Source organism: Streptosporangium sp. NBC_01469, assembly GCF_036227305.1.
GTDB lineage: Bacteria > Actinomycetota > Actinomycetes > Streptosporangiales > Streptosporangiaceae > Streptosporangium.
Genome location: NZ_CP109465.1, coordinates 1,950,117 through 1,965,197, shown reverse-complemented (window position 1 = coordinate 1,965,197; position 15,081 = coordinate 1,950,117). Strand labels below are relative to the sequence as shown.

General features: G+C 70.0%; 14 protein-coding genes. 8 read left to right on the top strand and 6 right to left on the bottom strand.

The features are described 5' to 3' along the window. Nucleotides 1-208: 208 nt before the first annotated feature. Nucleotides 209-1,669 carry an amidohydrolase family protein gene (locus tag OG587_RS08885; RefSeq protein ID WP_329088583.1) on the bottom strand — a complete coding sequence of 487 codons (1,461 nt, stop codon included), beginning with the start codon at nt 1,667-1,669 and terminating at the stop codon, nt 209-211. 208 nt (nt 1,670-1,877) lie between these two features. Between OG587_RS08885 and OG587_RS08880 the strand changes: the two genes are divergently transcribed. The 5 genes from OG587_RS08880 to OG587_RS08860 all read left to right on the top strand — a co-directional run bounded on the left by OG587_RS08880 (nt 1,878) and on the right by OG587_RS08860 (nt 6,262). Further along, nucleotides 1,878-3,062, top strand: a complete 1,185-nt coding sequence (locus OG587_RS08880; protein ID WP_329088582.1) for a CaiB/BaiF CoA transferase family protein — start codon at nt 1,878-1,880, stop codon at nt 3,060-3,062. Nucleotides 3,063-3,221: 159 nt separating this feature from the next. Further along, entirely contained in the window at nt 3,222-4,046 is an 825-nt protein-coding gene (locus OG587_RS08875) for a citryl-CoA lyase (protein WP_329088580.1), read from the top strand. A 35-nt stretch (nt 4,047-4,081) separates the two neighbouring features. Then, complete coding sequence (locus OG587_RS08870) at nt 4,082-4,945, top strand: extradiol ring-cleavage dioxygenase (protein WP_329088578.1); 864 nt, start codon at nt 4,082-4,084, stop codon at nt 4,943-4,945. Beyond that, the gene (locus tag OG587_RS08865) at nt 4,942-5,304 is read left to right on the top strand and encodes a hypothetical protein (RefSeq protein WP_329088576.1); all 363 of its coding nucleotides are present in this window, start codon (nt 4,942-4,944) and stop codon (nt 5,302-5,304) included. The genes OG587_RS08870 and OG587_RS08865 overlap by 4 nt, the downstream gene beginning before the upstream one ends. 4 nt (nt 5,305-5,308) lie before the next feature. Continuing rightward, on the top strand, nt 5,309-6,262 hold the full coding sequence (locus tag OG587_RS08860) for a quinone oxidoreductase family protein (RefSeq protein ID WP_329088575.1): 954 nt from the start codon (nt 5,309-5,311) through the stop codon (nt 6,260-6,262). A gap of 212 nt (nt 6,263-6,474) precedes the next feature. Here the strand turns inward: OG587_RS08860 and OG587_RS08855 are convergent, their stop codons facing one another. The 4 genes from OG587_RS08855 to OG587_RS08840 form a co-directional block, all read right to left on the bottom strand. Beyond that, nucleotides 6,475-7,281 (bottom strand): IclR family transcriptional regulator domain-containing protein, encoded by an 807-nt coding sequence (locus OG587_RS08855; protein ID WP_329088574.1) that lies wholly within the window; start codon nt 7,279-7,281, stop codon nt 6,475-6,477. A 262-nt stretch (nt 7,282-7,543) separates the two neighbouring features. After that, nucleotides 7,544-8,587, bottom strand: a complete 1,044-nt coding sequence (locus OG587_RS08850) for an alpha/beta fold hydrolase (protein ID WP_329088572.1) — start codon at nt 8,585-8,587, stop codon at nt 7,544-7,546. 318 nt (nt 8,588-8,905) lie between these two features. Next, a complete protein-coding gene (locus OG587_RS08845; protein ID WP_329088570.1) occupies nt 8,906-9,652 on the bottom strand; it encodes a CPBP family intramembrane glutamic endopeptidase in 747 nt (248 codons plus the stop codon). A gap of 322 nt (nt 9,653-9,974) precedes the next feature. Continuing rightward, the gene (locus OG587_RS08840; RefSeq protein WP_329088569.1) at nt 9,975-10,925 is read right to left on the bottom strand and encodes an alpha/beta hydrolase; all 951 of its coding nucleotides are present in this window, start codon (nt 10,923-10,925) and stop codon (nt 9,975-9,977) included. Between the two features lie 74 nt (nt 10,926-10,999). Between OG587_RS08840 and OG587_RS08835 the strand changes: the two genes are divergently transcribed. Further along, complete coding sequence (locus tag OG587_RS08835; RefSeq protein ID WP_329088567.1) at nt 11,000-11,572, top strand: helix-turn-helix domain-containing protein; 573 nt, start codon at nt 11,000-11,002, stop codon at nt 11,570-11,572. A 139-nt stretch (nt 11,573-11,711) separates the two neighbouring features. Continuing rightward, nucleotides 11,712-12,146: an Rrf2 family transcriptional regulator gene (locus OG587_RS08830; RefSeq protein WP_329088565.1), complete on the top strand. Its 435-nt coding sequence runs from the start codon at nt 11,712-11,714 to the stop codon at nt 12,144-12,146. Nucleotides 12,147-12,423: 277 nt separating this feature from the next. On the opposite strand, the gene OG587_RS08825 is transcribed toward OG587_RS08830, so the two are convergent. Further along, nucleotides 12,424-13,893, bottom strand: coding sequence for an MDR family MFS transporter (locus OG587_RS08825; RefSeq protein WP_329088563.1), 1,470 nt, complete (start codon nt 13,891-13,893; stop codon nt 12,424-12,426). A 492-nt stretch (nt 13,894-14,385) separates the two neighbouring features. On the opposite strand from OG587_RS08825, the gene OG587_RS08820 reads away from it, so the two are divergent. Further along, entirely contained in the window at nt 14,386-14,838 is a 453-nt protein-coding gene (locus OG587_RS08820) for a hypothetical protein (RefSeq protein ID WP_329088561.1), read from the top strand. Nucleotides 14,839-15,081: the final 243 nt, after the last annotated feature.

Sequence of the window (15,081 nt, the reverse complement as noted above, 5' to 3'; positions counted from 1 at the left end):
GCAAGCCTACGGGGACGACTCGAGAGAGGTACGGGCGCGGTCGAAGGAGACCTCCCTCCTCGGGAGTGAGCGAGCCCTCGCGGGAGCGAACGAACCTTTGTGGGAGCGAACCTTCGCGGGAGCGAACCTTCGCGGGAGCGAACGAGCCCTCGCGGAAGCGAACGAGCCGGATCCGCGGATCTTCCCTTCTTCCCCCGACGCCCCGGCGCTACTCGGACTCCCGGCGGGTGTGGGTCGAGTCGCTGTGGTAGTCGGTGTAGGTATAGGGGTTGTCGAGGAGGGTGGTCTGGGGGACGTCGGGATTCATCCCCTGCCGCCACGCCTCCTCTCCCATCGTCGTCCGCAGGTGGTCGACGGTCCGCTCGACCTGCCGGCGGGCGGCTGCCAGGTCGATGCCGAGCAGGCGGTGCTCGTGCTTGACGACGCGGCCGTTGACCAGGACGGTGTGCACGTCGCCGCGCTGCGCCTGGAACGCGACGTGGCCGTAGGGGTTGAGCAGCGGGAACGAGACCGGTGAGTGCTCGTTCTTGATCAGGACGATGTCGGCCTTGCGGCCCGCCTCCAGGGCGCCGAGCTCACCGTCACGGCCGAGGGCGCGCGCACCGCCCCGGGTGGCCCAGTCGACGACCTGGTCGGCGCGCAGGCCGCAGTGCGTGACGGTGTCGCCCTTGGCGTGGGCCTCCATGTGCTCGCGGGAGCGGTCGGCGCCGAGCGTGGCGCGCATCGCGGAGAAGAGGTCGCCGCTCCACCAGACGCTGGTGTCCATCGACAGCGACACCGGGATGCCGTGAGCCCGGATGGCCCAGGTGGGCGGGTAGCCCTGGCCCGCGCTCTGCTCGCTCTCGGTGGAGATCGAGATGGAACCACCGGTGGCCGCGATGCGGTGGTAGGAGTCCGCGGACAGCGAGGCGGCGTGGACGTACACCGTCTCGGCGCTCATGAAGCCGTGGTCGTGCATGAGCCGGATGCCGTCGTCGCCGGTGGCGCCCCACACGCCGGCGTGGGTGGTGACCGCGACGCCGAGTTCGCGGGCGACCTCGAAGGCGGGCCTCTCCGGGAAGGACGGGTCGCCGGTGACGTCGAAGGCGAGCTGGAAGCCGAGCATGTCGTCCCCGGTGATCCGCCGCCGGACGAAGTCACGGAATTCCGGTGCTCCGGTCCATTCGGCCGGCGCCTGCTGGATGTTGCCGTACGCCAGGACGAACCGGCCGGGCACCGACCGCAGCGCGTCCACGGCGGCGTCGGCGTGGTCGGCCGTCTGGAGGCCGTGGGACCAGTCGACGACGGTCGTGACACCGGCGTCGAGGGCCTCGACGGCGGCCAGCACGTTGCCCGCGTGGACGTCCTCGGGCCGGAAGAGCCTGCCGTGTTCCAGGTAGTACCAGATGAAGTACTGCGTCAGGGTCCAGTCGGCGCCGTAGCCGCGCATCGCGGTCTGCCACATGTGCCGGTGGGTGTCGATCATTCCGGGCATCACGATGCCGTCGGTCGCGTCGATCTCGGCGGTGCCCTCGGGCACGGGCAACCCGGGCCCGACGGCCGCGATCCGGTCGCCGACGACCAGGACGTCGGTGTCGGTGAGCACCCGGCGTCCGTCGTCCATCGGCAGCACCGTGCCGCCGCGCAGCACCACCGGCCGGCCTGGCTCGAACCGAATCCGTTCGCTCATCACCGGAACTCCCTACCGCACGAAGATCAGATCAGGCGATCGGACGATTGTCCGCCTCCCGGTCAGTATGTTTGTTCGTACTGTCGTACCTCACACTGCGGCTGTCAACAGATCTTTTCCGTGTGCGGCTTGCTTGACGGATGTCGTAAATTGGCCAGAATCTAGTTAGCGGACATATGTCCATTGGGCGGACCAGCGAGGGAGTTGGATGTCAGTGAGCGCTGCGTCGCCGGACGAGACCACCGGCGGGCCGCTGTCGGGAGTGCTGGTCGCGGACTTCTCCCGGGTGCTGGCCGGGCCGTACGCCACCATGCTGCTGGCCGACCTGGGCGCCCAGGTGGTGAAGGTCGAGGGCCCGGGGGGCGACGAGACGCGCTCGTGGACACCGCCGGTCCGCGGCGACGTGTCGACCTACTACCTGGGCGTCAACCGCGGCAAGCGTTCGATCGCGCTGAACCTGCGCGACGAGACCGACGCCGGGCTGGCCCGCGAGCTGGCCCGCAGGGCGGACGTGGTGGTGGAGAACTTCAAGCCCGGCGGGCTGGCCAAGTACGGCCTCGACTACGACAGCGTCCGCGCGGCCAACCCGGGCGTGGTCTACGGCTCGATCAGCGGCTTCGGATCGGGCGAGGGACGCCACGTGCCGGGGTACGACCTGATGGTGCAGGCCATCTCCGGCCTGATGAGCCTCACCGGGGATCCGGACGGGCCGCCCTACCGCGCGGGGATCTCGGTGTTCGACGTGATGGCCGGCAACCACGCCGTGATCGGCATCCTCGCGGCGCTGCGCCATCGGGACGCGACCGGTCAGGGACAACACGTCGAGGTGAACCTGCTCTCGTCGGCGCTGACCGGGCTGGTCAACCACAGCTCCGCCTACGTGGCGGGCGGGGTGGTGCCCTACCGGATGGGCAACGCGCACCCCAGCGTGTTCCCGTACGAGCCGCTGCCGACCGCCGACAGCGACCTGATCGTCGCCGCCGCCAACGACGGCCAGTTCCGCAGGCTGTGCGAGGTCCTGGGCATCCCGGAGATCGCCGACGATCCGCGGTTCGCCCGCAACGCCGGCCGCACCGAGCACCGTGAGGAGTTGCGCCCGATCCTGGTCGAGCGGCTGGCCGAGCGGGGCGCGGTCGAGTGGTTCGAGCTGCTGGTGAAGGCCGGTGTGCCCAGCGGTCCGATCAACACCATCGACGGCGGGTTCGCGATGGCCGAGCGCTTCGGGCTGGACCCGATCGTGGAGGTGGGCGAGGACGATCGGGCGGTGCCGACGACGCGGCATCCGATCAGGTTCTCGCGGACCCCGGCCGGCTACCGGCTGCCGCCGCCCGAGCTGGACGAGCACGGCGCGGAGCTGCGCGACTGGCTCGCGAAGGAGAACGACCATGACTGAACCGGACAAGCATGCCGCCGAGCACCGTCCCGGTCTGCGAATCTGCGCGGACCCGGATGGTGCCGAGCTGCGCGGCTGGCTCGCCAAGGAGGAGCACCGTGGCTGAACTGGACGAGCACGGCGCCGAGCTGCGCGACTGGCTCGCGAAGGAGGAGGACCGTGGCTGAGCGGATCGACCGCCCCGAGTACCCGACCGCGCTCGGCGCGTCCAGCCTCAAGAAGATCACCCTGCTCGGCCACGACCTGGCGGCGGACGTGATGGGCGAGGTCGGATTCGGCGAGCTGGCGTTCTGGCTGGCGACCCAGCGGCGGCCCGGACGCGGCGAGGTGCGGGTGTTCGAGGCCGTCCTGGCCGCGCTGGCCGACCACGGCTTCACCCCGACCGCGATCGTCACCCGCCTGACCTACCTGTCGGCGCCCGACTCGGTGCAGGGCGCGCTCGCGGCGGGCCTGCTGGGCGGCGGGTCGAGGTTCCTGGGCGTCACCGAGGACACCGGCCGCTTCCTGCACGACGTGCTGGCCTCGGTGGACGGCCACCTGCCGGACGGCGACGACGGCTGGGACGCCCTCGCCCTGAAGACCGTCCAGGATCGGCGCGCTACCGGGAAGTTCGTTCCCGGGCTGGGCCATCACGTCCACAAGGAGGGCGACCCGCGCACCCCCCGGTTGATGGAGATCGCCACCGAGGAGGGGCTCTTCGGGCCGCACCTGTCGCTGTTCGCCGCGATCGGCCGGGTGCATCCGCGGGTGCTGGGCCGGACACTGCCGCTGAACGGGGCCGGGGTGTGCGGCGCCGCGCTGGCCGACCTGGGCCTGCCGCTGGAGCTGCTGCGCGGGTTCGCCCTGCTCGCCCGGACCGCCGGGCTGATCGGACAGCTCGCCGAGGAGATACGCAACCCGGTCGGCAACGACATCTTCCTCTCGGTGGACCTCAACAACCGGTCCGTCGAGCCCGTGCCCCACACCCCGGAAAACCACTCCTGACCTCGCCCGCCCAGACCGTCTGACAAGGAGATCCGATGGCCGAACTGGTCGCGGTGGTCGCGTCCACGCACCACCCGTTCTACTACCGGGCGAGCACCGCGACGGGCGCGGACCGTCCGGAGTTCGCTGACGAGTGGGTGCGCAAGGTCGAGGCGTTCCGCGAGACGCTGACCAGGGCCCGCCCCGACGTGCTGGTGATGGTGGGCTCGGACCACTTCCACCAGCTGTGGCTGGACAACATGCCGCAGTTCCTCATCGGCAAGGCGCCGTTCTACGACGCCAACTTCCACAACGAGGAACGCGAGTTCGGGCTGCCGCGCATGCTGCTCAGGGGCCGGGAGGACCTCTCGGCCTACCTGCTGCGCGAGGGCATGGACGCGGGGTTCGATCTGGCGTTCTCCAACGAGCTGCGGATCGACCACTCGATCACGTGCCCGATCATCACGCTGCGCCCGCAGAACGACCTGCCGATCGTGCCGATCTACACCAACATCTTCGCCCCGCCGCTGCCGCGCCCCAAGCGCTTCGTGCAGCTCGGGAAGACGATCCGCGAGCTGGTGGAGTCCTGGCCGCAGGACGTGAGGGTCGCCGTCATCGGCACCGGGCACCTGTCGCTGGAGCTGGGCGGGCCCCGGCAGTTCGGCCCGCACGGCCCCGACCCGGAGTTCGACCGGCGCGCCGTGGAGTGGATCTCCACCGGTGACCTCGAGGGCTGCCTGTCGGAGGTGACGCTGGACAGCCTGCACGCCCCGGGCAACGCCACCCACGGCTTCATGGACTTCATGCTGATGATGGGCGTCGCGGGCGAGGGCATGAAGGCCGACTACGTCGACACCTACGACCTGTTCCACACCATGGAGGCCTACTTCACCTGGTACCCGAACGGAGCCGGCCGGTGAGCAAGTACCTGCTGAACAAGTTCCTCTACACCGTCGACCGCGACCCCGAACTCGTCGAGCGCTACCGCGAGGACCCCCGGGGCACCGTGGAGTGGTGGGAGAGAGAACAGGCCAACCGCATCCTCAACTGCGTCGACGGCGAGTCGAGCACCTGGCTGTCCTTCGACGACACCGAACGCGCCGCGCTCGCCGAGCACGACCACACCAGGCTGTTCGAGCTCGGGGCCCATCCGTTCCTCACCCTCACCCTCTTCATCGCGATGTTCGAACGCGACCACGACGAGCCGCTCGGTTTCCAGCGCCAATACGCCGAACGGCTCGCGCACTTCGCGCTCCCCTATCCCGACATCACCACCTGAGCCCGTGCGCGCCGTAGAGATCCACGAACCCGGCCGTCCCCCGACGGTGGTCGAGCGGGACGCGCCCGAGGCCGTCCCGGGCGAGACGCTGATCAAGGTCACGGCCGCCCCCGTCACCCCGCTCGACCTGCTGTGCGCCGGCGGCACGTCCTACTTCGGGAGACCGCGGACCCCGTACGTGCCGGGCGTGCAGGGGGTCGGGACCGTCGGGGGCGAGCCGGTGTGGTTCGCGACCTCGGCGGGGATGGCGCCGGGGGACGGGAGCATGGCCGAGGTCGCCCGCGTGCCGGAGGCCGACGCGGTGAGACTTCCCGCCGGAGTCGACCCGGTGGTGATCGCCGCGCTGGGGCTGTCGGCCATCGCCGCGCACATGGCGCTGACCTGGCGCGGCGAACTGGTCGCCGGGGAACAGGTCCTGGTGCTCGGCGCCGGTGGCGTGGTCGGTCAGGCGGCCGTCCAGCTCGCCCGCGTCGCCGGTGCCCGCAGGGTGATCGCGGGCGCGCGGTCCGCCGCCGCCCTGGACCGGGCCGAGCGGGCCGGCGCCGACGCCGTCGTCGCGCTCGACACCGAGGACGTCGCCGAACTGGCGGCGCGCTTCGCCGCCGTCGCCGACGGTCCGGTCGACCTGGTGCTCGACCCGCTGTTCGGCGTACCGGCCGCTGCCGCCGCGCGCACCCTGCGTCCCGGCGGCAGGCTGGTCAACCTCGGCAGCTCGGCGGGGGAGACCTGCCCGATCGACTCGGCCACCCTTCGCGGCAGGTCACTGCGCCTGCTCGGCTACACCAACAACGAGCTGACCCCGGAGCGGCGCGCCGCCTCGCTCGTGCTCATCGCCGAACAGGCCATGCTCGGCACCCTGTCCGTCGCCCACGAGAGCATGCCCCTGCGAGATGCCGGGAAGGCGTGGCGGCGCCAGCGCGAGGGCACCGCGACCGGCCGGATCGTCCTCATCCCCTGAACGACTCCCCGAACCGCCCGGACGACCCGTCGGATCGTCCTCACTCCCCGAACGACCTGGGTGGTTCGGGTGGTTCGGGTGGTTCGGGTGGTTCGGGTGGTTCGGGTGGCTCGGGCGCCTGGGCGAGACCCGAACCGCCGGTCGGAACGCGGCCGTCCGGATCGTCCCCACTCCCGAGTGGCCCGAGTGGCCCGGACGACCCGGGCCGCCGGTCAGGACGCGGTCGTCCGGGTCACGTGGGGCACCGTCTCCAGCCGGGCGAAGTCCGCGCTGATCTCACCGGCGGTCTGGAGCAGCGGCGGAAGGTGCTCCTCCAGGAGGCGTTGCAGAGAGGTCTCCGCGGCGTGGCTGTTGACGTTGATCCCGGCGATCACGCGCCCGGACCCGTCACGCAGCGGCGCGGCGACCGAACGGATGCCCGGCGCGAGCTGCTCGTCGGTGAACGCCCAGCCGCGCGCGCGGACCTCGCGCAGCTCGGCGTCCAGCTCCTCGCGGCCGATCCGCCGTGGTTCGATTCCGGAGCGGGACGGCTCGGCCAGCACGTGGTCCACCTCCTCGGGAGCCAGCGCGGCCAGGCAGACCTTGCCCAGCGAGGTCGCCTGCGCCGGAAACCGGGTGCCGATCTGCACGGCCAGACCCACGATCTTGGGCACCGCGACCCGGGCCACGTAGACGATGTCGGAGCCGTCGAGCTGGGCGATCGAGCACGACTCACCGGTGCGGGCGACGAGCCTTTCCAGGTGCGGGCGGGCGACGTCCCACAACCCCATCGAGCGCACGTAAGCCACCCCCAGGTCCAGCACCCGGGGGGTCAGCGCGAACCCGCCCTCGCACGAACGCACGTAGCCCAGCTCCTGGAGGGTGAGCAGGATCCGCCGGGTGGTCGGCCGGGCCAGACCGGTCGCCGTGGCCACCTGGGTCAGCGACATCACCGGCCGGCGGGGCTGGAAGGCGGTGACGACCTCCAACCCCCGGGCCAGTGCTTCGATGAAATCCGGTCCGACGCCTTCCCGCGGCATGCACCGACTCCTCACGACAGGGTTGTTACAGGACAGCCCACCCTACGGAGGACCGGCATCCGGACAGATCGAGCGACTACGTGGGCATATTCGCCCCTAGCTTATATGCCCACGTAGTACGGCACTATGGAGATGTCCTTCCGCCGTATCGCAACCCCCGCCCCGGCCAGCAGCCGAGGCGGCAGTCCCTTTTCGCTCGCTGAGCGGACAAGTAGCCATTCTCCGGCGCGGTCACCGGCCAGGTGTCCCCTCGGCTCCGGCGCTACGGGGCGCAGCCGGCGAGTTCAGGCCGCTGCGGCGTGCCGGTCGGGGGGCCGAGGAAGAGGCTCGCGCAGTCGCTCACGAAGCGCGGGTTCTCCTCGGGAACATAGTGGCCGGCGTCGGGCGCCACGGCCGTACGGACGTCGTCGGCGACCTGGCGGAACGAGTCGGCGACGCCGGGCCCGAACGAGTACTGACCGCCGATCGCCAGCACCGGCATGGGCAGCCGCCTCGCCGCGTTGGCCTTGTTGTTCTCCGCGTCCGCGGCGAACGCCCGGTAGTACCCGTACCCCGCGGTGCGCCTGGCCGGGTCCGCGTAGGCCCTGAAGTAGGGCTCGCGCTCTATCGCCTCCGGACGATAGCTGAAGTCGTACATCATGCCGAGGTAGGTGCTGACGTCGTCATTGTCCATGATCCGCTCGGGGATCGGTGCCGGGGACATGTTGAACCGGAAGTGCCAGCTTATTCCGTAGAGCTCCTCAAGGCCGAAGCCGGCCAGCGGCGTCTCGATCACGGCGATCCGGCTCACCTCGGCCGGGAAGTCACGCGCGTAGGCGTAGGTGACCAGGGCGCCGAGGTCGTGACCGATGAGCGCCGCCCGCGTGAAGCCCAGCTTCTTGACGGCCTCGTGGATCCGCCGCGCCGTGGTGACCTTGTCGTAGCCGCCGCCCGGCACGCTGGAGTCCCCCAGCCCCGGCAGGTCGAAGGCGATCACGGTGTTCTTGCGGGCGAGGTCCGGCATCACCTTGCGCCACATCAACCAGGTCTCCGGCCAGCCGTGCAGGAGCACGATGGCCGGGCCCGACCCGCCGCGGACGTAGTGGAGGGTGCCGCCGTCCACAGCCACCTTCCCGTGGTTGAACCCGGGGGCGAACCTCGCCGGACCCTCCGAAGGCTCGTGGATCCTCCTGTTCGCGTCCGCGCTGGCGGTCGTGGTGAGCAGGGCCATGACCAGAGCGACGAACACGCTGAGGGCGACCCGCCCCAGCCTCGATCCCCGCGGTCCTGTTCCCGGCGCCCGCACGGTTCTTGCGTCTAGCGGCATATTCGGCTTCCCTTTCACAGATCTTCACGGATCTTCACAGATCGGAGCGCACCGCTCTCACGAGTCGGCTTCGCCGTACCAGTGCCACACTGTCGAGGTGGATCGTTCCGCGGCGCATCTTCTGGAATGCGGTGTTTTCCGTACCGGCCTCGTCGCCCCGAACGGCGTCGGCAACGGAAACGTCCTGGGAAACGCGCGCCGCCCCTCTCAAAGATGACCAAGGACATGTTCGGCCGCTGTACGGGCACGGCGAAGGCCTTCCGGGATCGTCCCGGAAGGCCTTCGAATTGACCGGTCGCGGATCCGGCCGATCTGACGCTACGAGTTGGTGACGACCTGGCGTGAGTGGGAGTCCACATCGACCGGCGGGTCCGCCCGGCGGTCGCGCCGCGAGGCGAGCAGCGCGATCGCGACGATGATCTGCACCGCCACGACGAACGCCAGCGTCACGGGCGAGCTGACGGTCAACAGCGCCATGGTCGCGTTGAAACCGAGGTGAACCGCGATCGACGCCACGACCCCGGCACGCTCGTAGGCGTAACCGGTCAGCAGCGCCACCGGGATGACGCTGATCGTGAACAGCAGCCCGCTCCAGCTGAACAGACCGAATCCGGCCTGGATGGTTCCGGGGACGAAGAACAGCGGCAGGTGCCACACCGCCCAGACGACACCCAGCAGCAGGCCGGCCTGGAAGCGGCTCAACGACGCACGCAGGCGCGGATACGCCGTGCCGCGCCAACCGGGCTCCTCGGACAACGGGCCGGCGACCAGCATGCTGACGAAGAACGCCACGGGCCCGCCCACGGTCGAGACCAGAGCCTGGCCCGCCGTCAGGCTCACCTCGGGACCACCCACGAGCTGCGCGAGCAGCGCGGCCCCCACCACGGTCGCCGATGCCAGCACCAGCAGGGGCGGCACCCAGAACAGCCGCGTGCTCAGCCGGAGTCTCACCGTGTGAGCGGGGACGGGTTCACCGCGACGGGCACGGCGCGCTCGGATCACGATCGCGCCGATCATCGGGCCGAAACCGGCGAGCAGATGGGGGATGACGGTGGGAAAACTCATCGCCGATCCACCGAGCATGATCGCGGTAAGCCATAGGGCCCAGCTCGTCGTGAACGTGACGGTCCAGAAAAGGGCGAGGCTGTTCTGCCGGCGAGCGGGGGGTGCGGTAGTCACGATTTTCCCTTTCACGGGTATCGCATGAAGGAATTCCTGATTCCTTCATGCGGAAGACGAGCGGAAACTGCGGTTGGGGAATTCTCGGCGGCCGGCGCGGCACGGTACGGCCGACGGTGAGCCCGGGAGCAGCGGAAACGGGCGCGCCGGCCGGACGTGGCATCAGCCGACGCCTTACCGACCGGAACGGCCGGACCAGGGGTTTTTGCTATGGAGTTTTCGAGCGGTCAGGAGAGTCCTCCGGCTCCGTGGCGCGAGTTCCCGGGGACGTCTCCTGGAGTCGGTGGACGAGCCAGCGGGCCACCTGTGCGAGCAGGTCGGCGTCGACCGGCCGGCGCAGCAGCCGGGGATAGGAGCGCACCGACGGACGGCCCGGGTCGCGGCGCAGCGGGTGGGTGAGGTCGGGGATCCGGTGGACCTCGACCTCGCCGGGCACCAGCCTGCGGATCTCGTCCAGGTCCGCGGGGTCGACCTGGATGTCCTTGCCTCCGGTGATCGCCAGGACGGGGACCTGGATGTTCGCCAGATCCGGGCGCGGGTCGTGGTCGAGCATCTCCCGCATCCACCGGGCGTTCATCGGCATCCCGGCGACGCGCGTCACGTCCGTGCCGGACGCCTTGATCCGGGCCAGTTGCCGGTTGGCCAGGGCTCGCAGGACCGGCAGCAGCGGCCGTACGGGCGCGGGAAGATCGCGGGCGATCATCCCGGCCTGCCAGCGCAGGGCGTCCTCGCCCAGGCGGGCGAACCCGGCCAGCAGCACCACCGCTCTGACCTCCGGACGCGCACCGAGGGACATGGCGTGAACGGCGCCCTCGCTGTGCCCGACCACGCCGATGGCGTCCGCCCGGATGTCGGGTCGTCCGGCCAGGGCGCGTAGTGCGGCGGCGGCGTCGTTCCGGTTGTCGGCGAATCCGGTCGCGCGCCAGTCTCCGGGTGTGGCGCCGACGCCGCGCCGGTCGTAGCGCAGGGTGGCGATCCCGTCCTTCGCGAGCGCGGCGGCCAGCGGTGGTCCGAGCTCCATGCGGAGCCGGCCGGTGTTGGCGTCGCGGTCGAGCCGCCCGGACGCGTGCAGCAGCAGGACGGCCGGGTGGGGGCCGGGCCCCGCGGGCAGGGTCAGCGTGCCGGCCAGGGGCAGCCCATCGTCCGCGATGGCTGTCATGTCGACGTCCCGCATGTCCCGCCTCTCATCGTTATCAACTTTGATAACTTTATCGTATGTGAGAACATTGGGTTATGGCAACCGCAGACCTTCTCCTGCATCCCGTCCGGATGCGCATCCTGCAAACGCTGTTCGACACCGACCCGATGACCACCGCACAGCTGCGCGACCGCCTGCCCGACATCGCGCCCGCGACGATGTACCGGCACATCGCCGTGCTGGCCGGCGCGGGGGTGCTGGAGGTGGTGGAGGAGAAACGGGTGCGCGGCACGGTGGAGCGCAGCTACCGGGTGCGCCCGGAACACGGGGCGGTCGACCCCGCGGCGCGGGCGGCGATGACGCGGGAGGACCACCAGCGGGCGTTCACCACGTTCGCGGCATCGTTGATGGCGGATTTCGGCCGCTACCTCGGCCACGAGGACGCCGAGCCCGTCTCGGACGGCGTGGTCTACCGGCAGGCGGCGGTATGTCTGACCGATGATGAATTCGCCGCGATGGTCGAGGAGATCGAGAGCGCGGTCCTCTCACGGGTCAGCCTCGCCGAGGGTGACGGCCGCATCCGTCGCATCGTCAGCCTCGTCGTCGTACCGGACAAACCCGGGAGGACATCCGGGCCGGACACCGGCACCGAACGGGCGGCCGACTGAACCGTTCCTGCTCGACGACCCGCACTGATCGGTCCTGCTCGATTGTCGTAACACTAGTTGTTACAACAGATAGTCGCAACCTTTACTGTTACGACCAGCGGTCGTAACATGGAGCGTCACGGCCGAGAGGAGGGGGTTCGTGAGCGCCAACAGCAGGTTGACCATCGCCGCCCACGCGCTGGCCTGGATCAGCCTCTACCAGCGCCAGGGCCATGAGGTCGCCACCTCCGAGCAGATCGCGTCCAGCGCGAACACCAATCCCGTGGTGATCAGGCGGCTGCTCGGCGAGCTGCGCAGGGCGGGGCTCGTGGAGTCCCGGCGGGGCGTGGGCGCGGGCTGGTCGCTGGCGCGCGAGCTGGAGTCGATGACCCTGCTCGACGTGTACGAGGCGGTGGAGCCCGGCCCGCTGTTCGCGATGCACCGCGCCACCCCGGACCAGGGGTGCGTGGTGGGTTACGGCATCCAGCCGGCGATGCAGAGCATCTACGAGGGCATCGAGGAGACCCTGAGGCGCGAGCTGGCCCGCGTCACGCTGGAGGACGTACTCCGGGACGTCCTCGCGACACCTCGCTAGCTTCGTACTTCACTTCGCGGGCGGCCGGTTCGAGGGGACCCGGCCGGGACCGTCGACCGGTCGTCCCCGGGTGACGACACGCGTCCCGCGGCACTCGCGGATCTCGTCGGCCCGACGCCGTCGCGGGCCGTGCACTCGTCTCCCCGGCCGAGGCCCGGCGCTTCTTTCTCCACACCGGCCACTCCCCAAATCCCGCGGCGGTGAACTTGACCCGCTGGTCGCCGGACAGGCATGGCCTGCCCGGCGAGAGAGGTTACGGCGTCCCGTTCCAGCGTCGTCACACCGGTGCCATCGGCCGGGTCCCCTCGATCTCGTCCGCGTTGTCCGCTCGGGCGGGGAGGAGCAGGGCGGTGACGACCACGGCCAGGGACAGCACCGCGCCGATGATGAAGGCCAGCCGCATACCGTCGAGGTTGGCGAGCACCTCCGTGGTTCCCGCGGATCTCAGAGCATCGGATCGCGCGCTCATCACGGTGATCACGAGCGCGGTGCCGATGGCCGCGGCGACCTGTTGCAGCGTGCTCAGGATCGAGCTGGCGTGGGAGTAGAGCGGCGGGGGAACCGCTCCGAGCCCGAGGGTGAACACCGGGGTGAAGGTCGCGGCCAGACCCACCATCAGCAGCGCGTGCAGGCCGAGGAGCTGCCAGAACGGCATGGTCATCGTGATCTGGGTGAAGCCGGTGAGCGCGAGCGTGATCCCGATCGCGCCGGGGATGACCAGAACCCGGCCGCCGAACCGGTCGAACAGGCGGCCGATGACCGGACCGAGCAGCCCCATCGCGAGGCCGCCCGGCATCACGAGGAGTCCGGTCTCCAGGGCGCTGAGCCCGCGGACGTTCTGCAGGTACAGCGGCAGCAGGATCATCGAGCCGAGCATCGCCATGAAGGCCACCGACATCAGGATCAGCGCGACCGTGTAGGTGCGGTAGCGCAGGGTCCGCAGGTCCAGCAGCGGCACGCCGCGCTTCTGCAACGACAGCTGGCGGAAGACGAAGACGGCGATGGCGGCCAGGCCGGCCGCCGTGATCGCGGCGGCGACGCGGACGTCACCGCCCTCAAACCGGCTGAGCCCGTAGACCAGGCCGCCGAACCCGGCGGCCGCGGTCACCACGCTCAACCAGTCGACGGTGCTGAACTCGGGCTCCCCGACGTTCTTGAGCTGCTTCAGGCCGCGCCACGTGATCACGGCGGCGATGGGGAGCACCACGGCGAACAGCAGCCGCCAGGAACCGAACTGGAGGATCACCCCCGAGACCGTCGGGCCCATGGCGGGCGCGACCGAGATGGCCAGGGAGACGGTGCCCATCACCCGGCCCCGGTCCGACTCGGGCACCACCTGCATCAGCGTGGTCATCAGCAGCGGCATCATCACAGCCGTGCCGGACGCCTGGATGATGCGGGCGCCCAGCAGCACCTCGAACGACGGCGCGACGGCGGCCAGCGCCGTACCGAGCAGGAACAGGCCCATCGCGGTGCTGTACGCGCTGCGGGTGGACACCCGCTGCAGGAACCATCCGGTGACGGGGATGACTGCGGCCATGGTCAGCATGAAGGCGGTCGAGAGCCACTGTGCGGTCTGCTCGGTGATGTGCAGCGCCTCCATCAGCCGCGGGATCGCGTTGATCATGATCGTCTCGTTGAGGATGACCACGAATGTGGCGAGCACCAGCAGCCGGATCACAGCCGGGGTGCGACCTGAGACGGCGGCCGCGGGCTTGGCGGGTGAGTCGAGCAGGGGGCTGGACACGGCACCTCAATCAAGGTTGTCGGACATGGCGCGATCATGGCTGGCGTGCCAGCCCTGGGTCTCACAAGAAGTTGTGGGCATGCAAAGCATGACCCGCACCACTGACAAAACTCATCGCCCACCCCCAGCATTCCGACAGGTGACGTGAAATGTCATCCGGTTTTCACCTGCGGAAGACGATCTCCAGATCACCCGAAGGAGCACCCGAAAAGCACTGTGACCTGGTCGAATACCTCGCGCACCACCGCCCCGAGGGCCGAGGCGCCCCGACGGCGAGCACCAAGAACCGGGAAGAGAAATCGATCCCGAGTGACGGAAGTCTCCTACTCCCCGGCGCCTTCGCCGAGGCCGTCGGGGAGCAGGAGGCTCGAAACCCAGGCGCGACCCGGCAGCCCGTACCGGCATTTCGCCCAGCGGGTCCACCGGCGTGTCGTCGCCCGTCGGCGTCTGGCGGAGCCGGGCCGGATGGGATAAGAATTCCAAGATCGGACCATGGAGGTTGTTCCTGTGGTGTCCACGGATGTGCCGTCCCAGCCGCCGGTGGTGGCCGAACGTCCCCGGCCGTGGCGGCTCCAGTCGCAGGGGTACGTGGCCGTCCTCGGCGGGGTCGCCGCCGTCACCGCCATCGCGCTGATGAACGCCGCTCGCCTCGACGTACCGAAGAGGGGCAGAGCACTCATCGCCGGCACCGGTCTTCTCGGGTTGATCGTGGACGTGGTCCTGATCTGGGACACCAGGGTGAGTTCCAACACCTACGCCGTGTCGTCGGTGTTGCTCGTACTGGTCGTTCATGTCGTTCAGGTGGACGTGCAGAGACCACACGACCTGGGAGCCCCGCTGCTGTCCAGAGGGAAAGATCATGCGCCGATGTGGCTCGCCGGCACGGTCGCCATCCTCGGCGGCGGCGCACTCCACCACCTCCTAATGACCACCCTCGCAGGATGATGGGGGCCGCCCTGCCGGCAGGGAGCTCGAACAACTGGCCCCTGACGGCGTAGTGCCTGTTCAGGGGCCTTCTTGCATGTGTGCGGCCGAAGGTACCTGGATGTCCAGGCCGCGATCCGCCAGCAAGGCGCGCACCTCGCTGACGGGCCTGTTGTGGAACGGCACGCAGTGCATGGGTTCGCCTGGCGCGTCGAAGCCGGTGATCGACTTGTACTTCTCGCCGGGACGGGCCTCACGACCGAG